This is a genomic window from Phycobacter sedimenti, assembly GCF_038148855.1.
GTDB lineage: Bacteria > Pseudomonadota > Alphaproteobacteria > Rhodobacterales > Rhodobacteraceae > Phycobacter > Phycobacter sedimenti.
In genome coordinates, this window is record NZ_JBBVGR010000006.1 from 285,320 (window position 1) to 310,020 (window position 24,701).

At 62.2% G+C, this 24,701-nt stretch carries 23 protein-coding genes; 8 read left to right on the plus strand and 15 right to left on the minus strand.

Translation table 11 applies throughout. From position 1 onward, the window contains the following. Positions 1 to 96: 96 nt before the first annotated feature. The 6 genes from AADA15_RS12780 to AADA15_RS12805 form a co-directional block, all read right to left on the minus strand. Positions 97 to 399, minus strand: coding sequence for a 4a-hydroxytetrahydrobiopterin dehydratase (locus AADA15_RS12780; RefSeq protein WP_341641942.1), 303 nt, complete (start codon positions 397 to 399; stop codon positions 97 to 99). Beyond that, positions 396 to 1,583 (minus strand): GNAT family N-acetyltransferase, encoded by a 1,188-nt coding sequence (locus AADA15_RS12785; protein ID WP_341641943.1) that lies wholly within the window; start codon positions 1,581 to 1,583, stop codon positions 396 to 398. The genes AADA15_RS12780 and AADA15_RS12785 overlap by 4 nt, the downstream gene beginning before the upstream one ends. 57 nt (positions 1,584 to 1,640) lie before the next feature. Next, positions 1,641 to 2,414, minus strand: a complete 774-nt coding sequence (locus AADA15_RS12790; protein ID WP_341641944.1) for a glycerophosphodiester phosphodiesterase family protein — start codon at positions 2,412 to 2,414, stop codon at positions 1,641 to 1,643. Beyond that, complete coding sequence (locus AADA15_RS12795; RefSeq protein WP_341641945.1) at positions 2,411 to 2,869, minus strand: RidA family protein; 459 nt, start codon at positions 2,867 to 2,869, stop codon at positions 2,411 to 2,413. Before AADA15_RS12795 ends, AADA15_RS12790 begins: the two co-directional genes overlap by 4 nt. Before the next feature lie 119 nt (positions 2,870 to 2,988). Then, positions 2,989 to 4,293: an HlyD family type I secretion periplasmic adaptor subunit gene (locus AADA15_RS12800; protein WP_341641946.1), complete on the minus strand. Its 1,305-nt coding sequence runs from the start codon at positions 4,291 to 4,293 to the stop codon at positions 2,989 to 2,991. Beyond that, positions 4,290 to 6,023, minus strand: a complete 1,734-nt coding sequence (locus AADA15_RS12805) for a type I secretion system permease/ATPase (protein ID WP_341641947.1) — start codon at positions 6,021 to 6,023, stop codon at positions 4,290 to 4,292. The genes AADA15_RS12800 and AADA15_RS12805 overlap by 4 nt, the downstream gene beginning before the upstream one ends. A gap of 188 nt (positions 6,024 to 6,211) precedes the next feature. Between AADA15_RS12805 and AADA15_RS12810 the strand changes: the two genes are divergently transcribed. Both AADA15_RS12810 and AADA15_RS12815 read left to right on the plus strand, forming a co-directional pair. Next, the gene (locus AADA15_RS12810) at positions 6,212 to 6,976 is read left to right on the plus strand and encodes an MlaA family lipoprotein (protein ID WP_341641948.1); all 765 of its coding nucleotides are present in this window, start codon (positions 6,212 to 6,214) and stop codon (positions 6,974 to 6,976) included. A gap of 2 nt (positions 6,977 to 6,978) precedes the next feature. Next, positions 6,979 to 7,566, plus strand: a complete 588-nt coding sequence (locus AADA15_RS12815) for an MlaC/ttg2D family ABC transporter substrate-binding protein (protein ID WP_341641949.1) — start codon at positions 6,979 to 6,981, stop codon at positions 7,564 to 7,566. Positions 7,567 to 7,827: 261 nt separating this feature from the next. Here AADA15_RS12815 and AADA15_RS12820 read toward each other — a convergent pair whose 3' ends face one another. Further along, on the minus strand, positions 7,828 to 10,035 hold the full coding sequence (locus AADA15_RS12820; RefSeq protein ID WP_341641950.1) for a transglycosylase domain-containing protein: 2,208 nt from the start codon (positions 10,033 to 10,035) through the stop codon (positions 7,828 to 7,830). Positions 10,036 to 10,372: 337 nt separating this feature from the next. On the opposite strand from AADA15_RS12820, the gene AADA15_RS12825 reads away from it, so the two are divergent. Then, entirely contained in the window at positions 10,373 to 10,711 is a 339-nt protein-coding gene (locus tag AADA15_RS12825) for a P-II family nitrogen regulator (RefSeq protein WP_274847540.1), read from the plus strand. 25 nt (positions 10,712 to 10,736) lie between these two features. Continuing rightward, on the plus strand, positions 10,737 to 12,047 hold the full coding sequence (locus AADA15_RS12830) for an ammonium transporter (protein WP_341641951.1): 1,311 nt from the start codon (positions 10,737 to 10,739) through the stop codon (positions 12,045 to 12,047). 504 nt (positions 12,048 to 12,551) lie between these two features. Here AADA15_RS12830 and AADA15_RS12835 read toward each other — a convergent pair. From AADA15_RS12835 to AADA15_RS12855, 5 genes are all read right to left on the minus strand, one after another. Beyond that, positions 12,552 to 13,736 (minus strand): amino acid aminotransferase, encoded by a 1,185-nt coding sequence (locus tag AADA15_RS12835; RefSeq protein ID WP_341641952.1) that lies wholly within the window; start codon positions 13,734 to 13,736, stop codon positions 12,552 to 12,554. Further along, positions 13,736 to 14,590 carry a 3-mercaptopyruvate sulfurtransferase gene (sseA, locus tag AADA15_RS12840; protein ID WP_341641953.1) on the minus strand — a complete coding sequence of 285 codons (855 nt, stop codon included), beginning with the start codon at positions 14,588 to 14,590 and terminating at the stop codon, positions 13,736 to 13,738. The genes AADA15_RS12835 and sseA overlap by 1 nt, the downstream gene beginning before the upstream one ends. A gap of 196 nt (positions 14,591 to 14,786) precedes the next feature. Continuing rightward, a complete protein-coding gene (smpB, locus tag AADA15_RS12845; protein ID WP_341641954.1) occupies positions 14,787 to 15,263 on the minus strand; it encodes an SsrA-binding protein SmpB in 477 nt (158 codons plus the stop codon). A gap of 56 nt (positions 15,264 to 15,319) precedes the next feature. Further along, positions 15,320 to 16,186: a DMT family transporter gene (locus AADA15_RS12850; protein ID WP_341641955.1), complete on the minus strand. Its 867-nt coding sequence runs from the start codon at positions 16,184 to 16,186 to the stop codon at positions 15,320 to 15,322. Between the two features lie 133 nt (positions 16,187 to 16,319). Continuing rightward, complete coding sequence (locus AADA15_RS12855; protein WP_437343192.1) at positions 16,320 to 16,889, minus strand: helix-turn-helix domain-containing protein; 570 nt, start codon at positions 16,887 to 16,889, stop codon at positions 16,320 to 16,322. Positions 16,890 to 17,015: 126 nt separating this feature from the next. Here AADA15_RS12855 and AADA15_RS12860 point away from each other — a divergent pair, with 126 nt between their 5' ends. The 3 genes from AADA15_RS12860 to AADA15_RS12870 all read left to right on the plus strand — a co-directional run bounded on the left by AADA15_RS12860 (position 17,016) and on the right by AADA15_RS12870 (position 20,892). After that, on the plus strand, positions 17,016 to 18,197 hold the full coding sequence (locus AADA15_RS12860; protein WP_341641956.1) for a benzoate/H(+) symporter BenE family transporter: 1,182 nt from the start codon (positions 17,016 to 17,018) through the stop codon (positions 18,195 to 18,197). Positions 18,198 to 18,308: 111 nt separating this feature from the next. Beyond that, on the plus strand, positions 18,309 to 20,153 hold the full coding sequence (gene ilvD / locus AADA15_RS12865; protein ID WP_341641957.1) for a dihydroxy-acid dehydratase: 1,845 nt from the start codon (positions 18,309 to 18,311) through the stop codon (positions 20,151 to 20,153). Between the two features lie 73 nt (positions 20,154 to 20,226). Then, positions 20,227 to 20,892: a hypothetical protein gene (locus AADA15_RS12870; protein WP_341641958.1), complete on the plus strand. Its 666-nt coding sequence runs from the start codon at positions 20,227 to 20,229 to the stop codon at positions 20,890 to 20,892. Between the two features lie 344 nt (positions 20,893 to 21,236). On the opposite strand, the gene AADA15_RS12875 is transcribed toward AADA15_RS12870, so the two are convergent. Further along, positions 21,237 to 22,055, minus strand: coding sequence for a sulfotransferase family protein (locus AADA15_RS12875; RefSeq protein ID WP_341641959.1), 819 nt, complete (start codon positions 22,053 to 22,055; stop codon positions 21,237 to 21,239). 139 nt (positions 22,056 to 22,194) lie between these two features. Between AADA15_RS12875 and AADA15_RS12880 the strand changes: the two genes are divergently transcribed. Next, positions 22,195 to 23,772, plus strand: a complete 1,578-nt coding sequence (locus AADA15_RS12880; RefSeq protein WP_341641960.1) for a DUF5928 domain-containing protein — start codon at positions 22,195 to 22,197, stop codon at positions 23,770 to 23,772. Positions 23,773 to 23,801: 29 nt separating this feature from the next. Here the strand turns inward: AADA15_RS12880 and AADA15_RS12885 are convergent, their stop codons facing one another. Both AADA15_RS12885 and AADA15_RS12890 read right to left on the minus strand, forming a co-directional pair. Beyond that, positions 23,802 to 24,443 (minus strand): DUF1523 family protein, encoded by a 642-nt coding sequence (locus AADA15_RS12885; protein WP_341641961.1) that lies wholly within the window; start codon positions 24,441 to 24,443, stop codon positions 23,802 to 23,804. 9 nt (positions 24,444 to 24,452) lie between these two features. Next, positions 24,453 to 24,686 (minus strand): hypothetical protein, encoded by a 234-nt coding sequence (locus AADA15_RS12890; RefSeq protein ID WP_341641989.1) that lies wholly within the window; start codon positions 24,684 to 24,686, stop codon positions 24,453 to 24,455. Between the last annotated feature and the right edge of the window lie 15 nt (positions 24,687 to 24,701).

Genomic DNA, 24,701 nt, shown 5'->3' on the forward strand with positions numbered 1-24,701 from the left:
TGTGTACTTTTCCAAATCACTCACCAAAGTGATAAAGCAATAACCATTGCCGAGCCAGAGACACGGCATCCAATGTCTAGAACGGTTTGCCTCCCCTCAGCCCCCGGGAAACAGCGCGTCCATTTTGCGGGCGAGTTTTGCGTCCAGCGCGCTGAGGCCGCCCACGTCATGGGTGGTCAGCACCACCGTCACCCGGTTGTAGGTATTGCTCCACTCCGGATGGTGGTTCCACTTCTCGGCCCAGATCGCGGCGCGGGTCATCCAGCCAAAGGCCTCGTCAAAGCCGCCAAAGGTGTAGGTCTTGGTGATGGCATCGCGCCCCTCGACCATGCTCCAGCCCGCCTCGAACAGAGGCTTCAAAAGCGGACCGCGGGTGGCATCGGATAGTTTTTCGCTCATTCCTGTTCCTCCACTTGCACCTTTTTGAAGGGGCCATAGTCCGTCAGGATCTCGATCTCTTCCTCCACGGCGGCGCGCTCGGCCTCCAGATAGCGTTTCACCGCCTGCGAGAAACCCGGATCCCCGATCCAGTGCAGGCTGTGGGTCTGCGTGGGCAGATACCCCCGCGCCAGCTTGTGCTCGCCCTGCGCGCCCGCCTCCACTCGGGACAGCCCCATGGCAATGGCCTGTTCAATGGCCTGATAATAGCACAGTTCGAAATGCAGGAAGGGGTGATGTTCGATGCAGCCCCAGTAGCGCCCGAACAGCGTCTCGCGCCCGATGAAGTTCAGCGCGCCTGCAACCGGGTGCCCGTCCCGCTCGGCCAGCACCAAAAGCATGTCATCGGCCATCACCTCATGCGCGATATCGAAGAAGGAGCGGCTCAGGTAGGGCGTGCCCCATTTGCGGCTGCCGGTGTCCTGGTAAAAGGCCCAGAAAGCATCCCAGTGCTCGGGCAGGATATCGGCGCCGGTGTAGCATCTGATCTCTCCGCCAAAACCTTGTGCCTCGCGGCGTTCCTTGCGCAGGGTCTTGCGCTTGCGCGACGACAGCGCCGCGAGGAAGTCGTCGAAATCCCCATAGCCATCGTTCAGCCAATGGTATTGCTGGGTCGCGCGGCTCATCAGGCCCATCTCTTCGCCGATTTCTGCCTCTGTTTCGGTGCAGAAGGTCACATGCAGAGAGGACAGCCTGTTGTCCGCTGCCAGCTGTACCGCGCCCTGTACCAGCGCCGAATGGCCGATGCCCTCATGGCCGGGGCGCACCAGGAAACGCCGCCCGGTCGCTGGCGTGAAGGGCACCGCGATCTGGAGTTTCGGATAATAGCGCCCCCCTGCCCGTTCATAGGCATGGGCCCAGTTGTGATCGAAGATATATTCGCCCTGGCTGTGCGACTTGGCATAAAGCGGTGCGCAGGCGATCAACGCGCCGTCCTGATAGGCGGTCAGATACTGCGGCTGCCAGCCGGTGCCGCGCCCGACCGAGCCGCTTTGCTCCAGCGCCAGCAGAAACCGGTGGGTGGTGAAAGGATCAAGCGGGCGTCCGCCATCCTTCGCCTCGGGGCAGGCGCAGGCGTCCCAGTCGCTGCCCGCGATCTGCGAGAGGCTGTCCAGCACCCGGATTTCGATTTCTGCCTGCTCCATCTGCCCGGTTTGGCCTTTCCCGTTTTGCCTCAGTATCTGGCCCCTTGCAGGCGCGGATCAAGTCGGCAGAGGGGAAAGATAGCCCTCAAAGGTCACATTGTCCGCAAGGGCGCGCGCCTCTGCCTCCTCGCTGGGCGAGGTGATGGTCCAGCACAGAACCGGCACGCCCGCATCGCGCAGTGCCTGCACGCGGGGACGGGCCAGATCGCTGGCCTCGTGGCTGATGAAACAGGCTTCGCTGCGCTCGAAATCGGGGATATTGCGCAGATCATCACAAATGGCACGGGGCAGCTCGGGCCACTCGTCCGGCACATAGGCGCTGGTGACGATGCCACGCGCGATGCCGGGCGCCAGCCGGGCCAGTTCGGCGACAGAATGCGGGTTGAAGGACATCAGCGCCATATCCCCCTCGTACCCTTCAAGCACCTTGACCGCCGCAGCCTCCAGCGCACCGATGTTGCGCCCCATCTGCCCGTCCTGGTCCTTCACCTCGATCAACAGGGGCACCTGCCCCGCGACCAGCTCCAGCACTTCGGCCAGATCTGGGATGCCTTCGCCATCGCCACCCTTCAGAGGGATCTGTCGCAGATCCGCGCGGCTGCGGGCACGGACCGGGCCGACCTCATCGGTCAGACGGTCGAGATCATCATCGTGAAACACCATCGGGCAGCCGTCCGATGAAAGCTGCAGATCAATCTCGATTGCATAGCCTGCCGAGATCGCCGCGCGGATCGCGGCGCGGCTGTTCTCGGGGCGCGCCTTGCCTGCGTCATGCAAGGCGCGATGCGCGACCGGCAGGCGCAGCAGCGTGGAGGGCAGCGACGGCCTCATTTGATCTGAAAGACCGCGTCGATTTCCACCGCAACGCCCATGGGCAGCGAGGGGCAGCTCACGGCCGAGCGCGCATGACGGCCCGCATCGCCCAGCGCCGCGACCAGAAAATCGGAGGCGCCGTTCACCACCTGCGGCTGCTGGGTGAAATCGGCGGTGGAATTCACAAAGGCACCCAGTTTCACAACCCGCACCAGGCGCTCCAGATCGCCGCCACAGGCCGCCTTGAGCTGCGCCAGCAGGGAAATCGCGCAGCGTTTCGCCGCCGCCTGACCGGCCTCCACATCCATGTCATCGCCCAGCGTGCCGGTGATCAGCCCGTTTTCATCCGCCGAGATCTGGCCGGACACGTAGACCATGTCGCCTGCCACGACGAAGGGCACATAGTTTGCCGCCGGCGCCGGGGCTTCGGGCAGGGTGACACCCAGTTCTGCAAGTTTGGCTTCGATGCTCATGACCTATGTCCTTTCATTCGCTCAGTTGTCCGCGACGCTAGCGCCGAAGCAGGCGGGCGAAAAGAGCAAAACCGCCCTGCCCGCCGCGCAGGAAAGGCAGACAGGCAGGACGGATATGGTCAGGTTTCCCGGAAGGCCTTGACGAAATAGTCGGTGAAGGGTTTCAGCAGATAGGCCATGGGCGAGCGGTCATTGGTGCGGATGTAGCTTTCCACCGGCATGCCCGGAATCAGAACGGCGCCTTCCGGCAGGCGGTCGATCTCACCCTCGTTCAGCTCCACCTCGGCCCGGTAATAGGACAGGCCGGTTCCTTCCTGCTCAAAGGCATCTGCGGAGACCTGCGAGACCTTCCCGAACAGCTCGGGCGTCTGTCGCTGGTCCAGCGCCGAGAAGCGCAGCGACACGGGCTGTCCGACAAACAGCTGGTCAATGTCCGTCGGGGCGACCTGAACGGCAATCACCAGAGGACGGTCCTGCGGCACCAGATACATCACCGGTTCAGCCGGACGTATGACCGAGCGCGGCGTGTGCACCTGCATGCCATAGACAATTCCGGACACCGGCGCGGTGATATCGAGCCGGTTCAGCCGTTCCAGGATCGAGCGGCGGTTTTCGGCCAGTTCCAGCTCCTGATAGCGCAGATCGCGCAGCCGGGTGATCGCCTCTTCGCGCTGCTGCGTCGTCAGTGTCAGGATCTGGATATCGATCTCGGTGATCCGCCCCTCGGCCTGCGCCTCGTTTGCCAGAAGTTCCCCCAGAGAGCCGCCAAGATTTGCCTCGGTCCGGCGCAGGTTGAGCACGGTACCGGCCTGTGCCAGCCCCCGTTCCAACAGGGTTTCCTGGTTTTGCAGTTCCTCTCCGATCAGCTCCAGCTGCACGCGCATCGACTGCTGCTGCGCCTTGATGCCGACGATCTGATCCTTGATCTGAGAGCGCCGTTTTTCGAGCTGCTCGATCTCGCGGTCGGTCGAATCCCGGCGGGCCTGAAACAGACGTCTTTGCCCTTCCACAAGGTCGCGGACCTCTTCGCGCGCGGGCAGCAGGGCCAGTAGTTCGGGGTCAAAAGTGATTTCATCGGCCTCGTCCCGCTCAGCCTCGAGGCGGCCGCGACGCGACATCAGTTCGAACAGCTGCCCTTCGGTGATCACAAGCTGCGATTTCAGGTCTGTGGGATCGAGGCGCAGCAGGACATCCCCGGTCGCCACCGTATCCCCCTCATCCACCAGGATCTCGGCGACGATGCCCCCATCCAGATGCTGCACGACCTGACGGTTGCGATCCACTTCGATCCGCCCGGTGGCAACCACCGCTCCGGCGATCGAGGACATCACGGCCCAGGTCCCGAAGCCCCCCACCAGCAAGAGCAGGCCCAGAAGGCCGATGGTGATGGGCCTGCGGGCGGACCATTCCTGTGCCACGCTCATCGCACACCTCCGGGGGTTTTCGCCTTCTGGATTGTCTGGTGGTTTGCAACCATGTCCTTGAGCACTTTTTCCTTGGGACCAAAGGCGGTCTGCACGCCCTGATCGATCACCAGAAGCGTATCGCATTCCTGGATGGCCGCAGGCCGGTGCGCCATGATCAGCACCGATTTCTCCTCGGCCTTGAGTTGCCTGATCGCGTTGTTGAGGGCAACCGAACCATCGTTGTCGAGGTTGGAATTGGGCTCGTCCAGAATCACGATCACCGGATCGTCATAAAGCGCGCGCGCCAGCGCGATGCGCTGCATCTGCCCGCCCGAAAGCCGCCCGCCCCCCGCAGAGACCTGGGTGTCATAGCCTTCGGGGAGCTTGACGATCATGTCATGCGCGGCCGCTCTCTTGGCTGCGGCCACGACCTTTTCCGCATCGGGCTCTGCGCTCAGGCGCGCGATATTCTGCGCGATCGTGCCGTCAAACAGCTGGACACGCTGCGGCAGGTATCCGATGTGACGACCCAGAACGTCAGGCGCATATTGGTCGATGGAGGCGCCGTCCAGCCGCACGGTACCGGCGGCCGGTCGCCAGGCGCCGGTCAGCGCCTTGGCCAGCGTGGATTTGCCCGACCCGGACGGACCGATCACGCCGATGGCCTGCCCCGGCTGCACCCGGAATGTCACGTTGCGCAGAAGAGGTCTGTTTTCTCCGGGAGCGACCACGGCCAGACCCTGCACCTCCAGCAAGGCCTTGGGTTGCGGCAGGGCCGTACGCTCCTGCTCGGGCGGGACCTTGGCCAGCAGTTCTCCGAGGTTGTCCCACCCCTTCATGGCGCGCTGGACCATGGGCCACTGCCCCAGACCCAGTTCGATCGGCGCCAGGGCACGCCCCATCAGGATGGAGCCTGCGATCATGGCTCCCGGAGTCATCTCTCCCTGCAGCACAAGGTAGGCCCCGAGCCCGAGCATGGCGGATTGCAGGAACAGGCGCAGAGTCTTGGTCAATGTGGTGAACCCGCCACCGGTATCATTGGCGGCGATGCTGTCCCTGAGGGCGGCGGTGCGGGCCGTCAACCAGCGCTGGAACGCCGCCTGACGCATGCCCATGGCCTGGATCATCTCGGCTTCGGTGCGGATTTCTTCGGACAGGAGGCTCGCCTTGTGACCCGATACATTGGCATTTTGCTGTGGCGTGCGGCTGAACAGCTGGTTGAGCAGCGCAATTCCGATCAGAACCGTACCACCCGCCAGCGCCAACAGCCCCAGCCAGGGATGGAACAAAGCAATGCCCGCCAGGAAAATCGGGGTCCATGGCAGATCAAAGGCCGCCCCCAGAACCGGAGAGGAAATAAACCGCTGAACCGACTCCAGATCGCTCAGCCCTGTCTGTGCCACCGGATCGCGCGCCACGGCCGAGCGCCGAATCATGGCGTCAAAGACCCGCTGATCCAGAGCCGCCTGGAAACGGGCCCCCGCCCGTGCCAGCAACCGGCCGCGGGCATAGTCCAGCAGTCCCATCATGCCGTAGAGGAAGACCACCAGCAGCGACAGGGCAACCAGGGTTGCCTCGGAGCGGCTTCCCAGCACCCGGTCGTAAACCTGCATCATGTAGAGAGGGCCAGTCAGCATCAACATGTTCACGAAGAAGCTGAAGACGCCCGTGAACCAGTACAGCCCCCGACTGCGGCGGCGCACGGCGCGCAGCTCATCAGGTCCAGGTTTAATCTGTTTTTCTGTCATGGAGGGATCCAATACCTGTTCAAGCTGCCCAGTTCATATTAAAGCAGGACGCAGGGCTGTGCATCGCAAACATGTTCCAATTCTGCCACAGTCTTTCATTCAAAGCCTTTGATGGGTGGGATAACAAGATTTTCCCAATATCTCCCCAAGGTGTGCGCCAAATCTGGACCAAGGAAAACCCGGAACTGATGTCTTTTTTTTCGCGATCCTATTTTGTTGTTTTTGCCCTGGTGATTTCGGGTTTTCTGACGACCGGCTGCGCCACGCAAGACCCCGCGGCAAAGGCGGCGGGCGAGATTTTTGACCCCTATGAGAACACGAACCGCGCCATCCACAGCTTCAACCGGGGTGTGGACCGGCTGGCGTTTCGTCCTGCCTCCAAAGGCTACGTGGCCATCGTGCCAGAACCGATGGTGACCAGTTTCTCGCATTTCGCCGAAAACCTGTCGATGCCCGGCCAGGCCATCAATGCCCTGCTGCAGGGCAACCTCAAGGAATCCGGCATCGCGCTGGCGCGCTTTGCGATCAACACAGTCGTGGGTGTCGGCGGCCTGTCCGATCCGGCGAGCGCCCTTCACATTCCGCCCGTCGACACCAATTTCGGCGAGACCCTGCATGTTTGGGGCTTTGGCGAGGGTGCCTATGTGGAACTGCCGGTCTATGGTCCCTCCACAACCCGGGATGCCGTCGGCGTAATTGCCGATTTCTTCACCAATCCGATTACCTTTGCCCGGCAGAATCCAGCCGACAACATCGGTGTCTACGCAGAGATCGTGCGTCGCCTTGGTGATCGTGGCAGATATTCCGATACAATCGACTCCATTCTCTATGACAGCGCCGACAGCTATGCCCAGGCGCGTCTGATCTACCTGCAAAACCGCCGCTTTGAGTTGGGACAAAGCGCGGAAATCACGGAAATTGATCCGTTCGAACTGGATACTGAAGGGTTTTGAAGATGAAACGTCGCATGTTTCTTGCCGCCGCAGGAGCCGCAACACTGACAGCTCCTGCCGCATTGTCTGCCCTGGATGAGGGCTCGGCCAGCCGCCTGATCAACGCCCTTGTGACCGACATCAACAAGGTGATCGACTCGGGCAAATCGGAAAACGCAATGTACCGCGAGTTCGAGCGCATCTTCGGGCGCTACAGCGACACCTCCTACATCGCGGCCTATGCAATGGGCGTGGATGGCCGCCGCGCAAGCACCTCTCAAAAAAAGGCCTTCTCCGAAGCGTTCCAGACATACATCTCGCGCAAGTATGGCCAGCGGTTCCGCGAATTCATTGGCGGACGGCTTGAGGTGACTGGCGTCAAGCGCGTCAAGAAATGGTACGAGGTCTCGACCATTGCCTACCTGCAGGGCCAGTCGCCCTTCGAGGTGACCTTCCTTGTGTCGGACCGCTCCGGCAAGGATCTGTTCTTCAACATGTACATTGAAGGCGTGAACCTGCTGCTGACCGAGCGGACCGAGATCGGCGCGATCCTCGATCGCAACAAGGGCGATATCGACAAGATGATCTCGGAGCTGAAGCGGCTGAGCTGATACACCGCAAACGGCGCTTCGCCACGGCGCTTCCTCCATGGGCCGGGGCGCTCCCGCCCGCACATCGACATTGAAAATGCCTCTGTCCCGTTGGGCCTGGCGCCGCGCGATGCGCGGCGCGATACGGCCTGCGGCGGGCGACATCCTGCAAGGCGAAGAGATGAAGCGCCGCGCATCGCGCGGCGCCAGGCCCAACCGCATCAGGGGTCCGTCAGGACACCCGAGGTGGGCGGGAGAGCCTCGTTCCCGCTCTGCCCCGGTTCAGTTTCCGAAGATGTCCCGCAGAATGCCATCAACGGCCCGGCCCAGTTCCTGACCCAGCCGGGGCCGGTTGCGCTCTCCTGGGGCGGGCTCCTGGGGCAGTGCCACCGGTGCCGGTTCCTGCATCGGCAAGGGCTTCGGCTCCAGCCCCTCATGTACCCGGACCATGGCCTCGTGCCAGATCTCGGCCGGCAGACCGCCACCCGTCACGCCCGTCAGCGGCGTGTTGTCGTCATAGCCCATCCAGACACCCGCCACGTAATCGGCGGTGAAGCCGATGAACCAGGCATCGCGCGCCGCCTGGGTGGTACCGGATTTGCCGGCTGCCTGCCATCCGGGGATCTGCGCGCGCTGACCGGTGCCTTCCGAGATCACCTTTTCCATCATCCAGACGAGCTGCCGGGCTGCCTCGGGGCGGATCACCCGCTCTCCCATGCCGCCACTTGAGCCCAGCAACGGCTCCGTATCCTCCACCAGGCTGAGCGAGGTCAGCCCGTATGGCGTCACCGAGGAGCCGCCGTTCAGGATCCCTGCATAGGCGCCGGTCATCTCCAGAAGCGTGCTTTCCGATGCGCCCAGCGCCAGCGCCGGACCTTCGGCCATCTCGTTGTCGATGCCGAAATCACCGGCCACCCGGCGCACCAGATCGCGGCCAACGGCCTCGGAAATCTTGACCGCCGGCACGTTGAGCGAGTCCCGCAAGGCCTGCGTCAGGGTGATCTCGCCATAGTATTTACGCGTGTAGTTCTGCGGGCACCATTCACCCGAACCGGGGATATTCAGGCAATAGGGCGCATCCAGAACCCGATCGAGCGGCGAATATCCCAGCTCCAGCGCGGTGGCATAGACAAAGGGCTTGAAGGCCGAACCGGTCTGCCGCTTGGCCTGCGTCGCCCGGTTGAAGACGCCGGACACCCGCGTCTTGCGCCCGCCCACCATGGCGCGAACCGCGCCATCGGCGCTCATCACCACGATGGCGGCCTGCGCTTTCGACCCTTCGCGCACCTTGGTTGCAAAGACGTGCTTCATCGCTTCCTCGACCGCTGTCTGAAGGCGCTGATCAAGGGTCGTGCGGATCACAACGTCCTCGGTGGTCTGATCGCCAAGGAAGTTGGGGACGGTGTCCATGACCCAATCGGCAAAATAGCCGCCTGCCCGGGCCTCGGCGGCCTCGCTCAGCTCGGCCGGATGGCTCTGGGCATAGCGGGTTTCCTCTGCCGAGAGGTACCCCTGCTCGTTCATCAAGCGCAGCACCGTGGCCGCGCGATCCTGCGAGCGTTTGAGGTTGTTGGTGGGCGCCAGCGAGGTCGGCGCGGTCAGCAGCCCCGCAATCATGGCGCCCTCGGCAGCGCTCAGCTGGTTTGCGGATTTGCCGAAATAGCGCTGCGCGGCGGCCTCTGCCCCGTAGGCGCCTCCGCCCATGTAGGCGCGGTTCATGTAGATCGAGAGGATCTCGTCCTTGGTGTACTTGGCCTCCATCGCCATGGCGTAGACCGCCTCGGTCGCCTTGCGCCACAAGGAGCCCTGACGGCAGTCGGCCTCATAGGCACGCTCGCTCTCCCAGACCTCGGGATCATAGACCTGACCAAGGCACAGGAGCTTTGCCGTCTGCTGGGTGATGGTCGAGCCACCGTGGCCGGAAAGCGGACCGCGCCCCTCGCTGAGGTTGATCCGCACCGCACTGGCGATACCGCGCGGCGAGACACCAAAATGACGGTAGAACCGTTTGTCCTCGGTGGCGACCACCGCATTCTTGAGATGTTTGGAGACGGTTTCCGTGGTGACAACCCCGCCGAACTGATCGCCACGCCAGGCAAAGACCTCTCCCCTGGCATCCAGGAGCGTGACCGACCCGCGTGCGCGCCCGTCGAGCAGGGCCGAGACCTCGGGCAGCTTCACATACTGATAGCCCACCGCCAGCGCGACCAAGGCGCAACAGATCAGACCCACCCGCCAGGTGAACCCCCAGACCAGACGGAAGAGCCATCGGAACGGGGTGAGCAGGGTCCCGACAAGACCGCGTTTGCGCCGCACGGCCTGACGCGGGACAGGGCGGTTCCTGGATTTGCGGGAGAACAGGCGGCCGAGCAGGCCCGGTGTCTTCCGCTTGGGCGCAGATCCGCGCGTGGGTTTGGCCGTCTTGCGGGATCCCCCCTTGGGATAGCGCTTGTCCGCCACCAGTGGCCTGCGCCCTGATCCTTGTGCCATATCCGTATCCTGCCCAGTATCTGCCCAGTGACGTGCCAGCGGCATGCCCGGCGCCATGACGAAAGTTCGGTGAATGCTTTGTCGCGCTGCTGCCCGGTTTGCCCGTTTTCGGAACAATAAACTCATCCACCTGCTTTGTAGAGGGGCAGTTTTGCAGCAAACTCCCTCCTCACATCGCCCAAAAATGGGGCATTGATGCTTTTTTAAGCAAAATATTTAGGCCGACACACCGTCAGACCCTGCCAAACCGGCCCCCTCCTGTTCCCCCGACTCGGGGTGGCCGCTTTTCTGCGGATGCGAATGGAGCGGACAGTACCGTCCAGAAAAGGGTGTCGAGATGAAAATGATCATTGCAGCCATCAAACCCTTCAAACTCGAGGAGGTCCGCGAGGCGCTGACCAAAATCGGTGTTTCGGGTCTGATGGTAACGGAAATCAAAGGCTTTGGAGCCCAGGCCGGTCACACGGAAATCTACCGTGGCGCCGAATACGAAGTGAACTTCGTACCCAAGGTCAAACTGGAAATCGTGGTGCCGGGCGAGCTGGCCGACCAGGTGGTGGACACCATCTCGTCCACCGCACGCACGGGCAAGATCGGCGATGGGAAGATCTTTGTCCTGGATGTGGCACAGGCCGTGCGGGTGCGCACCGGCGAAACCAACCTCGAGGCGCTCTAAGCGCGCGATTTGGAGGAAATTACAGATGCGTAAACTGAAACTTTCACTTGCCACCCTCGGGTTTGCCGCCCTTCCGGGTCTGGCACTGGCCCAGGATGCGGCCGCGCCGGGTTTTGACGAAATCGGCCCCTATATCATGACAACCCTGCTGTTCTGCATGGCAGGCTTCCTGGTGTTCTTCATGGCTGCGGGCTTTGCGATGCTCGAAGGCGGTCTGGTGCGTTCCAAGAACGTCACCATGCAGATGACCAAGAACATCGCGCTCTACTCGATCGCCGCCATCATGTACTGGCTGGTCGGCTTCAACACCATGTATCCGGGCGATTTCAACGGCTTCTTCTCGCTCGGCGGTCAGACCGTTCTGGATGCGGTTGGCGTATCAGCAGCGGATGCCGCGCTGGATTATGCCTCGGTCGGTTCCGACTTCTTCTTCCAGCTGGTGTTTGTGGCAGCAACAGCGTCGATCGTGTCCGGCGCGCTGGCCGAACGGATCAAGCTGTGGCCCTTCCTGGTCTTCGTGGTCGTGCTGACTGGCCTGATGTACCCGATCTCCGGTTCCTGGAAATGGGGCGGCGGCTGGCTTGATGCCATGGGCTTCTCCGACTTTGCCGGCTCGACCGTTGTGCACTCCGTGGGTGGCTGGGCTGCTCTGGCCGGTGCGATCGTCCTCGGCCCGCGTCTGGGCAAGTACAAGGATGGCCGCGTCAACCCGATGCCCGGTTCCAACCTGGCCCTGGCAACGCTCGGCACATTCATCCTGTGGCTCGGCTGGTTCGGCTTCAACGGCGGATCGCAGCTGGCGATGGGCACCGTGGGTGATGTTTCCGACGTGTCGCGCATCTTTGCCAACACCAACATGGCCGCTGCGGCCGGTGCTGTGACCGCGCTGATCCTGACGCAGGTGATGTACAAGAAGGTCGACCTGACCATGGTTCTGAACGGCGCTCTGGCCGGTCTCGTGTCGATCACGGCTGAACCTCTGGCGCCCACGCTGTTTGGCGCGCTCTGGATCGGTGCCGTCGGTGGTGTGATCGTGGTCTTCGCGGTTCCGATGCTGGACAAGTTCAAGATCGACGATGTGGTCGGCGCTATCCCGGTTCACCTGCTGGCAGGCATCTGGGGCACCATCGCAGTGATCTTCTACGGTGACGCCAGCCTCGTGACACAGCTGACCGGCATCATCGCCTACGGTGTGTTCACATTCGTGGCCTCGCTGATCGTGTGGCTCATCCTCAAGGCCACCATGGGCATCCGCGTCTCCGAAGAGGACGAGATCACCGGTCTCGACATGTCGGAACTGGGCATGGAAGCCTATCCGGAGTTCAAGGCAGGCTAAATCCGGCCTCATGGAAAACCAAGGAACGCGGCTCCCTCGGGGCCGCGTTTTTCTTTGCCAGCCCCATTGCCCTCAAACGAACAGGCAGTGCTCCCGCCCACGTCGACACAGTCAAAGACTGCGCCTTCGCGGTTGGGCCCCGCGCCGCTGCCGCGGCGCCTGTCGCCCTTGCACCCTGCGGAACGCACTTTGACCGAACAACGGGTCAAGGGCCGCACCAGCGGCCCCGCGCAAAGCGCGGGGTTCCCTTGAGGCGTTGTTCGGTGATTTCCAAAATGGATCAGGCGCGTCAAGGGCAGACCTGCCCCTTGACCGCTTCTCGGCAGTACCCTCTTGCGCCGCGTCAGCGGCGCCGGGCCCAAGGCCGCCAAGGGGTCTTGCCAAAGGCAAGGCACCTGCGGGCGCGGGAGTTCTCCCGTTTCCGGCTCTTCACGGCTCCCACGAACAAAGCGCGCCCCCGCAGGAGCGCGCTTTCCTCGTCTCATCCAGACAGGATCAGACTGATCAGACGCCCGCGTCGATGATCGCCTTGGCCAAAAGCGGCACGGTGGTCTTGTTCAGCCCCGCAATGTTCATGCGGCTGTCGCCCACCATGTAGATCCCATTGTCCACGCGCATCTTCTCGACCAGGTCCGGTGTGGTGCCCAGAAGCGAGAACATGCCACGGTGCTGCGCGACGAAGCCGAACCGGTCCGAGCCGCTGAGGCGCTGCAGCTCATCCGCCAGCTGCTGGCGCAGGCCCAGCATGCCAAGACGCACATCTTCCAGTTCGCTGGCCCAATCGGCGCGCAGGGCATCGTCGTTAAGGATCATCGTCACCAGACGCGCGCCATGATCCGGCGGGAAGGAATAGTTCTGGCGGTTCAGGAACGCCAGCGTGCCTTGGTTCAGGGCCTGGGCGCCGCCATCCTGGCTCACCGCCATCAGAAGGCCGGTACGCTCGCGGTAAATGCCGAAGTTCTTGGAGCAGCTCGCCGCGATCAGACATTCGGGCGTCTGGGCCGCCACCATGCGCACGCCCGCTGCGTCTTCCTCCAGACCGTCGCCAAAGCCCTGGTAGGCAATGTCGATCATCGGGATCAGTCCGCGCGTGTTCAGAAGGTCGATCACCTCCTGCCACTGGGTCACGTTCAGGTTGGCGCCGGTCGGGTTGTGGCAGCAGCCGTGCAGCAGCACCACATCGCCCTTTTCGGCGCCCTTCAGATCCTCGATCATGCCGTCGAAGTTCACACCGCGCGTTTCGCTGTCGAAATAGCGATAGGTGACGGTCTCGATTCCCACATATTTCAGGATCGAGATGTGGTTTGGCCAGGTCGGATCCGACACGAACACACGCGCCTTGGGGTTGGCCATCTGGATCAGTTCGAACGCCTGACGCACCGCACCGGTGCCGCCGGGGGTCGCGGCGGCTGCGATATTCCCGCGCGCGACGCTATCCGCAAGGATCAGCTTGATCATCGCATCGGCATAGCCGGGATCGCCCGCAAGGCCGGTATAGGCCTTGGTGGTCTCTTCTTCCCACAGCCTGTGTTCGGCCGCCTTGATCGCGCGCATCACCGGGGTGACGCCCTCGGCGTTCTTGTAGACACCGACTCCGAGGTCGATCTTGTCCGCGCGCGGATCCTCGCGGTACATCTGCATCAGCGCCAGGATCTTGTCGGCTGGCTGGGGTTTGAGGGTCTCGAACATCAGTTCTCTCCGGTTGCAACGGGTAGGGTCGGGAAGGCGCCCCATTCGGACCAGGACCCGTCGTAAAGCGCATGATCGGTCTTGCCGATCCGCTCGAGGGCCAGGCTGAGAACGGCAGCAGTCACACCCGAGCCGCAGGTGGTGATGGCGGGTTTCCTGAGGTCAACGCCAGCGGCTTCGAAGGTGGCACGGATACCGCCCTTGTCCTTCATGGTACCATCGGCATTCAGAAGATCGGTGTAGGGCACATTCTTGGAACCCGGAATATGGCCCGCACGCAGCCCCTCGCGGGGTTCGGGTGCCTCGCCCCGGAAACGGGCGGCGGCGCGGGCGTCGATGATCTCGTGATCACCAAGCTTGGCGGCCGCCGAAACCTGGGTGACATCGCGCACCAGGCTGTTCTGCACGCGCACGGTCATGTGGCGGTCGCGGATTACCGGCGGGAGGTCCTCGACCGGGCGTCCCTCGGCCTGCCATTTCGGGAGCCCCCCATCCAGAACGGCGATATTGTTCTGCCCCATCAGACGGAACAGCCACCACACACGGGCGGCAGATTTCAGCCCCGCCCCATCATAGACAACAACCTGGTGGCCGTCGCCCACGCCCATTGCCCGCAGGCGCGACATGAACTTTTCCACCGGCGGCGCCATATGCGGCAGGTCCGAGCGATGGTCGGCCACATCGTCGATGTCGAAAAAGCGCGCGCCGGGGATATGGGCGGCGTCATATTCGGCCTTGGGATCGCGGTTCTCATTTGGCAGATACCAGGAGCCATCCAGAATGCGCAGGTCGGGGTCCTTGAGATGGGCCGCCAGCCAATCGGTCGACACTAGGGTTTTCGGATCATCCGTCACTTCAGACCTCCCCTTCAGGTTCGCCGGGCCATATGTACCGGGCAAAAATCGCTGGCGCATGGGTACAACCCACCGGCACAAGGCGCAAGAGAGTGCGCTGACGCGGTACAATATTTGAGACGGCGTGAACAATAGGACGCAATTTCGACCCACGCGCAGCGCCAAAAGGCCATCCGCCCGGCACATCTGGCCGGTATCAGCGCGCGTCTTTCAAAAGGCGCTGCTTCTGGCGGGACCAGTCACGCTTGGCCTGGGTTTCACGCTTGTCGTGATTCTTCTTGCCCTTGGCGATGCCGATCTTCAGCTTGGCGATGCCGCGATGGTTGAAGTACAGGACCAGCGGCACCAGGGTCATCCCCTTGCGCTGGGTCGCATTCCACAGGCGTGCCAGCTCCTTGCGCGACACCAAAAGCTTGCGGCGGCGGCGTTCCTCGTGCTTGAACATCTTGGCCTGCTCATAAGGCGCGATGTAAGAGTTCACCAGCCACAGCTCTCCGTCATCTACGGTCGCGTAGGATTCCGCGATGTTCGAGCCGCCCGCCCGCAGGGATTTCACCTCCGAGCCTTCCAGGATGATGCCGCACTCCAGATCCTCTTCGATAGCATAGTCGAACCGCGCCCGGCGGTTTTCGGCAATTACCTTGTAGTTCGGATCTGATTTCTGTTTGGCCATGGCAGGCAGATGTAAGCGCGCCCGGCGGCAGACGCAAGATGACTCAGCACAGCCTGTCAGGCGCGGCGGCTGCGGATCAGGGTAAAGACACCGCTGCCCACGATCACCGCACTGCCCAGCAGGGTCAGCGCATCGGGGCGCTCACCGAATACCAGAATGCCAAGAACCATGGCAAAGACCAGCCGTGTATAGCGAAACGGCGCCACGACCGAGATTTCCCCCAGCCGCATCGCACCTGTCAGGGCCATATAGGCCAGAACTCCGATGAGCGTGGCACCGATCAGATCCAGCCAGACGCGGGGCGGCAGATCTGCGGTCTGCATCTCACCCAGCCCGGTCCAGCCCAGCATGATGGCGCCCGCAATCACCAGCATGGCAAATCCCAACAGCCCAAGCTGGCTGTTGTGCATGTCCTTGGGCGCCGCTCGGGTCGCCAGATCACGCCCGGCAAAGCCCAGCGTGCCCGCGACTGCAAACAGCGATGCAGGCTCGAACCCGGCAACACCGGGGCGCAGGATGATCAACACGCCGATAAACCCGGCCAGGATCGCCATCCAGCGCCGCCAGCCGACCGTTTCGCCAAAGAACACCACCGCGCCGGCCGCCACCACCAGCGGTGTCGCCTGAAGGATCGCCGAGGCCGATGACAGCGGCGTCAGTGCGATGGCCAGCGTATAACAGAGCCGCCCCGCAACCTCTGCCAGAGAGCGCAACGCCATCGCGCGCGTGCAATACCCCGGATGCCACAGGGGCTGCCCCTGCGCACGCGCCACGCCCGCAAAGATCACCATGCCGCCAGACCCGAAAATCACCAGGATCACCCCAACCGGCAGGCTTTGGGCGGCGGATTTGATGAACATGTCCTCCAGCGCAAAGGCCGCCATGGCCAGCACCATCAACAGGCTGCCGCGCAGTGTCTCCATCAGGGCATCCCTCCAAAGGTCTTTTGCGCCAATGCCTCAGCCCTAGTCAGACGGCGCGGGATGAACAAGCGCTCACCGGGGCTTGGTACAATAACGTGATCGCAGTGCGAGCGGGCGCAATCACCCGGCCGCATCAGGACTTGCGATAGTGATGCATGTTGAGAAAGGCCGCCCCCTCAGGACCAGCGCGATAGCCATGGGGCTGATCGGCTGCGAACCGCAAGCCCTCTCCCACTTCCAGGCGCACCCAGTCACCGCCCCTCAGCACCTCAAGAGGCCCTTCGAGCACGAAGACCTCTTCGGTGACGCCCGCATCATGGGCTTGGGACTGATGGGACTGATCCGGCTTCAGGCGGACATGGAAGGTCTCGGCCCCGAGGTCCGGATCAAAGGGAAAGACGATTTTCACCGCAATGCTGCCGGGAAACTGCACCGTGCGAAACACGCTTTCGCCCAGGATCTTGGGGCGGCTGGTGTCCTCGATCAGGGCAGTCAGCGGCAGGTGAAATCCCTTGGCGATCTTCCAGAGCGTCGCGATGGTCGGGCTTGATTCGCCCCGCTCGATCTGCCCCAGCATCGCCTTGGACACTCCCGTAGCCTCCGCCGCGCGCGACAGGCTGAAACCGGCCTCGGCCCGTATCTGCTTCAGATTCCGGGAAATCTTGTCTTCGCTCAAGGGGGAGGACGCGGGAGGGGGCGGCATCTGTCGTCAGGTCTCTTCAAAAAGGGCTTGTGCGTTATAGCGCACAGCGCATATCGTACGCTATAACGCACAAAGCGACCCTACAAGAGCCCGGAGCACGGGAAAACCCCCTTCAGAAAGCCCCAGATGCCGCAGCTGAAACTCTCTCATATCACGGCCGGCGCGGTCGCCGTTCTGGTGGGCTACACCAGTTCGGTTGCGATCATCTTTCAGGCCATCGCCGCACTGGGGGCCAGCCAGGCACAGGCCAACAGCTGGCTTCTGGCGCTGGGGCTGGGCATGGGGGTCACCAGCCTGATCCTGTCGCTCTGGTTCCGCATGCCGGTGCTGACCGCCTGGTCCACGCCCGGCGCGGCCCTTCTGGCGGTGGGCGGCGGCGCAACCACCCTGCCAGAGGCCACCGGCGCCTTCCTCTTCTGCGCCGCCTTGCTGACGCTGACGGGTCTCACCGGCTGGTTCGAAAGGCTGGCCCGGCTGATCCCGGACACGCTGGCCAATGCGCTTTTGGCCGGGATCCTCTTCCGCTTCGGGCTTGAAGCCTTTGCCGCGCTGGAACAGGACGTCTGGCTGGTCGCCATCATGGGCGCAGCTTTTCTGATGGGAAAGCTCTACGCACCGCGCTACACGATCCCGCTGGTGCTGCTGGTCGGCATTCTCTGGGCCAGCGCCACGGACCGTTTTGGGGATCTTGAGCACCTCAATCTGACCCTTGCCACTCCCGAAGCAATAATGCCCGAGTTCACGCTCTCCGCGCTCATCGGCCTTGGTCTGCCGCTTTATATCGTGACCATGTGCTCCCAGAACATGCCGGGCGTCGTGACCCTGCTAAGCGCGGGCTACGTGCCGCCGGTCTCGGCCGCGCTGACCGTGACCGGGATTGCCTCGCTGATCCTGGCGCCCTTTGGCGGCTATACGTTCAATCTGGCAGCCATTACCGCCGCCATCTGCTCAGGCCCCGAGGCGGATGAGGATCCCAGGACCCGCTATCTGGCCGTCGTGGCCGCCGGGGTCATCTACTGCCTCGTGGGGCTGGGCGGCGCGGCGGTGATTTCGCTCTTCCTGATCGCGCCGCATGCTTTGGTGGCCACCGTCGCGGGGCTGGCCCTTTTGGCGACCATCGGCAACGGGCTGTCCCATGCGCTCGGCGCCGCGCAGGGCCGCGAGGCGGCGCTCCTGTGTTTCATGGGCACGGTGTCCGGCATCAGCTTCCTGGGTATCGGAGCGCCTTTCTGGGCCCTGCTGATCGGCCTTGTCGCGCACATCACCCTCAGCCGCCCTGCACCGGCCCTATTCCGGAAAACAACATGATCCAATCCAGAACAGCTCTACAATGCAGAGCAAAACAACCAAAACGGCCCCTCAGTTATTGCATTTGTTTCGCAAATCATGTCCCTGAGGGTAAAAAAGGGAAATAGCCACATGCCAATGTACCGATCCAGAACCTCCACCCATGGGCGCAACATGGCCGGCGCGCGTGGCCTTTGGCGCGCAACCGGCATGAAGGACGATGATTTCGGCAAGCCGATCATCGCCATCGTCAACTCCTTCACCCAGTTCGTACCCGGCCACGTCCACCTCAAGGATCTGGGCCAGATGGTCGCCCGCGAGGTCGAGGCGGCCGGCGGTGTGGCCAAGGAGTTCAACACCATCGCTGTGGATGACGGCATCGCCATGGGCCATGACGGGATGCTCTACTCGCTGCCCTCGCGCGAGGTGATCGCGGATTCGGTGGAATACATGGTCAACGCCCATTGCGCCGACGCCATGGTCTGCATCTCCAACTGCGACAAGATCACTCCGGGGATGCTGATGGCCGCCATGCGCCTCAACATCCCGGCGATCTTTGTCTCGGGCGGGCCGATGGAAGCGGGCAAGATCGACATCGCCGATCTCGACATGAAGAAGATCGACCTGGTGGACGCCATGGTCGCCGCCGCAAGCGAGACCTTCACCGACGAACAGGTCAAGCACATCGAGGAAAACGCCTGCCCGACCTGCGGCTCCTGCTCGGGCATGTTCACCGCCAACTCGATGAACTGCCTGGCCGAGGCGCTGGGGCTGGCCCTGCCCGGCAACGGCTCGACCCTGGCCACCCACGCCGACCGCAAGCAACTGTTCCTTGAGGCCGGTCGCCGCATCGTCGATATCACCAAGCGCCACTACGTGGGCGAGGAAAAGGGCCTGCTGCCGCGCGAAATCGCCACCTTCGAGGCCTTCGAGAACGCCATGAGCCTCGACATCGCCATGGGCGGCTCCACCAACACCGTGCTGCACCTTCTGGCCATCGCCAATGAGGGCAAGGTGGACTTCAACATGTCCCACATGGACCAGCTCAGCCGCAAGGTGCCGTGTCTCTGCAAGGTCGCCCCCAACATTGAAAACGTCCACATGGAAGACGTGCACCGCGCCGGTGGCATCTTCTCGATCCTGGGCGAGCTTTCGCGCGCGGGCCTTTTGCACAACGACTGCTCGACGGTACATTCCAGCACCATGGGCGAGGCAATCGCCAAATGGGACATCGCCGTGGCCAACAACCCCGAGGCCGAAGCGTTGTTCAAGGCCGCGCCCGGCGGCGTGCGCACGACAGAAGCATTCAGCCAGTCCAACCGCTACAAGGAGTTGGACACCGACCGCCAAGGCGGCGTCATCCGCTCGGCCGAACATGCCTTCTCCAAGGACGGCGGCCTTGCGGTTCTCTTCGGCAATATCGCGCTGGATGGCTGCATCGTGAAGACCGCGGGCGTGGATGAAAGCATCCTCAAATTCACCGGCTCGGCCTATGTCTGCGAAAGCCAGGACCAGGCGGTGAGCGACATCCTGACCGGCAAGGTCAAGGAGGGCGATGTGGTGGTGATCCGCTATGAGGGCCCGCGCGGTGGTCCGGGGATGCAGGAAATGCTCTACCCAACCTCCTACCTCAAATCCAAAGGTCTGGGCAAAGCCTGCGCCCTGCTGACCGACGGACGTTTCTCGGGCGGCACCTCAGGCCTGTCGATCGGGCACGTCTCGCCTGAGGCAGCGGAAGGCGGCGCCATCGGTCTGGTGCAGACCGGTGATACCATCGAGATCGACATCCCCAACCGCTCGATCCATCTGGCGGTCTCGGACGAAGAGCTCGCCACCCGCCGCGCCGCACAGGATGCTGCAGGCTGGAAACCGGCAAAACCGCGCAAGCGCAAGGTCTCGACCGCGCTCAAGGCCTACGCGATGCTGACCACCAGCGCCGCCAAGGGCGCAGTGCGCGCACTGCCGGACGAGGATTGATCAAACCATTCAGGTTTGATCCTGCTCCCTTCACCCCATAGGGTTGGAGGGGGCTTTCCTTTTGAGGCATTTTATGACCAAAAAACGCATTATTGATCTGCGAGAGGCCACTCTGGAAGAGTTTCGCTCGTTTTTCTTCTCAGCAGATTGCCAGGAGTTTTTCAAACTGGGCCGCTGGGCAGACGATCCATGCCCGATCCTGAAGGTCTCTCCCTCCCTCCACGCCCGCCGCTATTCTCAACTCTTTGGAAACGGGGCGAGCCTTGTCGGCCTCTATGACGACGAGACGCTTGAAAACGGATGTCAGGCGATGTTCGGCCCCATTCTTTCTGGTAACCTGGCAGAGCTGATCTGGGGACAGGACATCTCTCTTGGCGAGAAGGAAACCCTGATCCACTCAATGTATGTTATGTACCGAGATTTCTTCGCGGTGACGCCACTCGAGACCTCCTGCGAGATGTGGTGGGATCCCCTGGCCTATGCCTTCAATCCCTTGGGCACTGCCGACCCTGAACGAAACCCCGAACACCGCGCGATCCAGAACGCGATGTTCGAAACCCTGTGCAAGATCCTCAACCTAGACGCGCATCACTGCCAAGTTGCAGCGTTGCATGGGATGAACCATGTCGCACATCCTAGGACTGAAATCGTGATTGAAGACTACCTGAAGACGCATTCGAACCTGAACGAGGAATTGCGCGGATACGCAAGGCTTTGTTCCGCCGGTCAGGCCCTCTAGAGATAGGGTAGAAACCTCCCGCGCCCGCAGATGCCTTGCCTTCGGCAAGCCCCCTTGGCGGCCTTGGGCCCGGCGCCGCTAACGCGGCGCTGATCTCTCCAAACCGGACCGGATCGCACCGCGGGTCAAGGGCCGCACCAGCGGCCTCGCGCGCAGCGCGGGGTTCCCTTGAGGCGGGGTGCGGTCCTTTTCACAATCGGAATGGCGCGTTCAGGGCAGACCTGCCCCTGAACCGCTTCTCGGCAAAACCCTTTGCGCCGCGTCAGCGGCGCCACGCCCAACCATCGGATGGGCATTTTCAATGCCAAGGAGATGGGCGGGAGCACCCCGCTTGTCTGAACAGATCAGTCGCCGAGCTTGGCGTGCACCTCATCGAGGTCGATCTCGCCGATCGGCATCTTGTTGCCAGGGTTTTCGAAATCGTATTTGAACAGATCGAAGTCGCGCTTGTAGATCTCATAGACCAGATGCATCGACAGATCGTCGAAGTAATCCTCCACCGGATGGGCACGCTTGGGGCCGTGGCCTTCGCTTTCGTTGAAGCGCGGGATCGTTGCCAGATCCACCTTGTGCGGCGTCTCGATCGCATCGAGCACCTCTTGCATCCCGTCGTTGAAGGCCTCGGTCCAGATGATCTTGTTGTATTTCCCGCCGTTCACGATGAAGGTCGACACATGGCCCGAAGTGGCCGACCAATGGATGTCCGGATCCATCGGGCGACGCCAGCGGATGGTGTCGCGCGCAAAGAGCAGAAATCGCCGGAAGCTCTTGATCTGATCGAACTCCTGCTTGCCGTCCTCGCCGCCGACCTCGATCCCGTAATCATAGGCCAGCTTGGGTACCAGATTGCCCCGGTATCGCCTGCCGTTGCGCTGGATGCCGCAGATCTTGTCAAAGAAAGAGCTGAGGATGCGTGTGTAAGGGTTGCGCACGCAGGTAAAGGCATAGGTCTCATGGCCCTGCACCGCCCGAATGATCCGCTCCTGGCTGTGCTCCTGGGCCCATTTGTGCAGCCCTTCGGTGGAATCGTGGATATCCCCGTCAAAGAAGCGGCCGTGATCCGAATAGTAGAGGATCTGCCCAATGGTCGAGCAGGCGCATTTGGGCACCACGCGATAGATCACGCTTTCGCTCTCGGTCATCCAGGTTCCCGGAAACCCCATTTGCCGCCCTCTTCGTCCCTGCCAACAGCCGCAACAATGCCCATATCGCATTCAAAAGACAAATAATCTTGTTTCACCGCAGGGCCCGCCGCCTTATCAAGAGTACAATTCACCGAAATAAGGGCGTATCGTCGTCAGAATGGCAAAAATCGCGTATCTCCTGCTCTGCCACAAGGACCCAGAGGCCGTCATCCAGCAGGCTGAGCGCCTGACGGCGGCTGGCGATTACATGGTGATCCACTTTGACGGGCGCGCCCGTGACCAGGATTTCGAAGAAATCCGCGCCTCGCTCAAGGACAACCCCAATGTCTGCTTTACCCGCCGACGCATCAAATGCGGCTGGGGGGAATGGTCTTTGGTGCAGGCGACGCTCGATGCCATCGAGGCGGGCCTTGCAGCTTTTCCGCGCGCCACGCATTTTTACATGCTGTCCGGCGACTGCATGGCGATCAAGACCGCCCAGTATGTCCATCAGTTCCTGGACCGGCACGACTGTGATTTCATCGAGAGCGTCGATTTCTTCGAAAGCGACTGGATCAAGACCGGCATGAAGGAAGGTCGGCTCATCTACCGGCATTATTTCAACGAACGGAAAAACAAACGCCTGTTCGAGCTGAGCGTCGCAATCCAGCAAAAACTGGGGCTGGAGCGCAAGATCCCAGCCGATCTGCAGATGCAGATCGGCAGCCAGTGGTGGTGCCTGCGCCGCCGTACGGTGGAAGCGATCATCGCACTTGCAGCCAAGCGCCGCGATATCATCAGGTTCTTCCGCACCACATGGATCCCGGATGAGACCTTGTTTCAGACCCTCGTGCGCCATCTGGTGCCCGAGCCGGAAATCCAAAGCCGCACCCTGACGTTTCTGATGTTCACCGATTACGGGATGCCGGTGAACTTCTACAATGATCACTACGATCTATTGCTGGGCCAGGATTTTCTCTTTGCCCGCAAGATCAGCCCCGAGGCCAAGGACCTGAAACGCCGCCTCGGGCGTCTCTACATGGCAGAGGACGTGGAGTTCCAGATCTCTGACGAGGGGCGTAAACTTTATCAGTTCCTGGCCCGGCGCGGCCGTGTCGGACAACGCTTTGCGCCCCGGTTCTGGGAGGCTGAAAGCACGCTCGGGCGCGACCGCGAGCTGATCATGGTCGTCTGCAAGAAATGGCACCTGGCCAAGCGGCTGGCTGCGCGCGTCGAGGATCTGACAGGCGTTCCCGCCCTGGGGTATCTGTTCCACGAAGAAAACACGCCCCTGCCCGATCTTGGCGGGATCGAAACCTCCATGGACAAACGTAACCGCCATCGCCGCGCGCTGATGCGAATGCTGTTTGACTATTTTGATCGCAACCGCCTGATCGTCTGTATCGATCCCTCTGGTCTGGACCTGATGCAGGATTTTGCCGCTGACAGATCGACCACCCGGATCCTGCACCTGGAATGCGGCTTTTCAGATGCAGACCTGATTTCCCATGCCCAGCGCACGGGTCTTCTGGGGGCGCAGACACCGGCGCAGACACGGGACAGGATACTGCCCACCATTCGCAACGACTTTCAGCAGGAAGCGGACAAGATCCGCGAAGCGGGCTTTGCCTGTTTTCAGACCATCCGGGAGAGCGATGCGCCGACGCAGATTGCCGTGGCTTTGACCGAGACCTTTGGTCTTTCGCAAGAACAGGCCGATCAGATGGGCTGCGACACAGGGCAGTTCACCACTTAGGTCGCCCTGCGCCGCAGCGCTTGAATCGCTCAGGCGCCCTTGCCGCCAAACCAGCGCCGCAGGCGGCTTTTCTTCTCGGAGATCGCATCACCAGCCGCATAGAGGCTGTCTTCGACATCCTCGATCATCGGATCCAGCCGGTTGCGGCGGAAGCGGCGCCAACGCACATAGATCGCCCAGAACAGCGCTGCGATCAGCACAAGGATGACAATGCTCACCCAGTTGAGGGGCTTGTCCTCCGGTCCGGCCGCAGGTTTGATCGCAACCGCATTGGGAAAGGCCGACAGGAACTCGCTGCGCCATCCGTAATGCAGTACCGCCACCCATTCCGGGTTCGCCTTGTTGGAGATGGCGTCATTGGCCTCGGTGTAAAGGTTGGCCGTGTCAAACTTGAAATAGGGTGGCCAGTTCCAGCCGGTGTCCTCGTTGCGGTAGACAACCGCATCGCCATTCGGGCGCACTGCCTGAATGAACTGAACATCGCGGTTGCTGATCGTCGTCGACTGGGTATCCGGGGTGGACCAGAAGATCCGGGTCCAGTCGTTCAGCTCGATCCGCTCTTCATAGGTATTGACGATGCGCACCACGTCATACTGCGGCAGCGTGTAGTGCAGAAAGGCGCCGAACAGCACCCAGATGGTGATCAGAAAACCCCATTTGATATAGGCCATGACGGTCTCCTATGCGAAATTGACCATGTAAATCACCAAAGCGATCAGCCCCAGCGGCACGATGTAGACCAAAAGGATCAGCCTGCGCCGGAAGGACCGGTCGTACTGCCGCAGCCCCCGCTGGATGAAGGCCGCGCGGTCCCCGGTCAACCCCTTGTCTTTCCAGCGCCGTTTCAGCTTGGCCCGGCGCATCTCGCGCGAATAGAGCGACACGGCGCCATAGACCACCGTGAGCGCGATCATCAGGAAGAAAAACAG

What these genes read in the sequence shown, in the direction of transcription:
- AADA15_RS12830 (WP_341641951.1), top strand. Translation starts at nt 10,737, where the DNA reads ATGCGTAAACTGAAACTTTCACTTGCCACCCTCGGGTTTGCCGCCCTT.
- AADA15_RS12825 (WP_274847540.1), top strand. Translation starts at nt 10,373, where the DNA reads ATGAAAATGATCATTGCAGCCATCAAACCCTTCAAACTCGAGGAGGTC.
- AADA15_RS12875 (WP_341641959.1), bottom strand. Translation starts at nt 22,055, where the DNA reads ATGGGGTTTCCGGGAACCTGGATGACCGAGAGCGAAAGCGTGATCTAT.
- AADA15_RS12870 (WP_341641958.1), top strand. Translation starts at nt 20,227, where the DNA reads ATGACCAAAAAACGCATTATTGATCTGCGAGAGGCCACTCTGGAAGAG.
- ilvD (WP_341641957.1), top strand. Translation starts at nt 18,309, where the DNA reads ATGCCAATGTACCGATCCAGAACCTCCACCCATGGGCGCAACATGGCC.
- AADA15_RS12780 (WP_341641942.1), bottom strand. Translation starts at nt 399, where the DNA reads ATGAGCGAAAAACTATCCGATGCCACCCGCGGTCCGCTTTTGAAGCCT.
- AADA15_RS12795 (WP_341641945.1), bottom strand. Translation starts at nt 2,869, where the DNA reads ATGAGCATCGAAGCCAAACTTGCAGAACTGGGTGTCACCCTGCCCGAA.
- AADA15_RS12790 (WP_341641944.1), bottom strand. Translation starts at nt 2,414, where the DNA reads ATGAGGCCGTCGCTGCCCTCCACGCTGCTGCGCCTGCCGGTCGCGCAT.
- AADA15_RS12805 (WP_341641947.1), bottom strand. Translation starts at nt 6,023, where the DNA reads ATGACAGAAAAACAGATTAAACCTGGACCTGATGAGCTGCGCGCCGTG.
- AADA15_RS12890 (WP_341641989.1), bottom strand. Translation starts at nt 24,686, where the DNA reads ATGATCGCGCTCACGGTGGTCTATGGCGCCGTGTCGCTCTATTCGCGC.
- AADA15_RS12835 (WP_341641952.1), bottom strand. Translation starts at nt 13,736, where the DNA reads ATGTTCGAGACCCTCAAACCCCAGCCAGCCGACAAGATCCTGGCGCTG.
- AADA15_RS12880 (WP_341641960.1), top strand. Translation starts at nt 22,195, where the DNA reads ATGGCAAAAATCGCGTATCTCCTGCTCTGCCACAAGGACCCAGAGGCC.
- AADA15_RS12815 (WP_341641949.1), top strand. Translation starts at nt 6,979, where the DNA reads ATGAAACGTCGCATGTTTCTTGCCGCCGCAGGAGCCGCAACACTGACA.
- AADA15_RS12855 (WP_437343192.1), bottom strand. Translation starts at nt 16,889, where the DNA reads ATGCCGCCCCCTCCCGCGTCCTCCCCCTTGAGCGAAGACAAGATTTCC.
- AADA15_RS12800 (WP_341641946.1), bottom strand. Translation starts at nt 4,293, where the DNA reads ATGAGCGTGGCACAGGAATGGTCCGCCCGCAGGCCCATCACCATCGGC.
- AADA15_RS12860 (WP_341641956.1), top strand. Translation starts at nt 17,016, where the DNA reads ATGCCGCAGCTGAAACTCTCTCATATCACGGCCGGCGCGGTCGCCGTT.
- AADA15_RS12820 (WP_341641950.1), bottom strand. Translation starts at nt 10,035, where the DNA reads ATGGCACAAGGATCAGGGCGCAGGCCACTGGTGGCGGACAAGCGCTAT.
- AADA15_RS12810 (WP_341641948.1), top strand. Translation starts at nt 6,212, where the DNA reads ATGTCTTTTTTTTCGCGATCCTATTTTGTTGTTTTTGCCCTGGTGATT.
- AADA15_RS12850 (WP_341641955.1), bottom strand. Translation starts at nt 16,186, where the DNA reads ATGGAGACACTGCGCGGCAGCCTGTTGATGGTGCTGGCCATGGCGGCC.
- AADA15_RS12885 (WP_341641961.1), bottom strand. Translation starts at nt 24,443, where the DNA reads ATGGCCTATATCAAATGGGGTTTTCTGATCACCATCTGGGTGCTGTTC.
- smpB (WP_341641954.1), bottom strand. Translation starts at nt 15,263, where the DNA reads ATGGCCAAACAGAAATCAGATCCGAACTACAAGGTAATTGCCGAAAAC.
- AADA15_RS12785 (WP_341641943.1), bottom strand. Translation starts at nt 1,583, where the DNA reads ATGGAGCAGGCAGAAATCGAAATCCGGGTGCTGGACAGCCTCTCGCAG.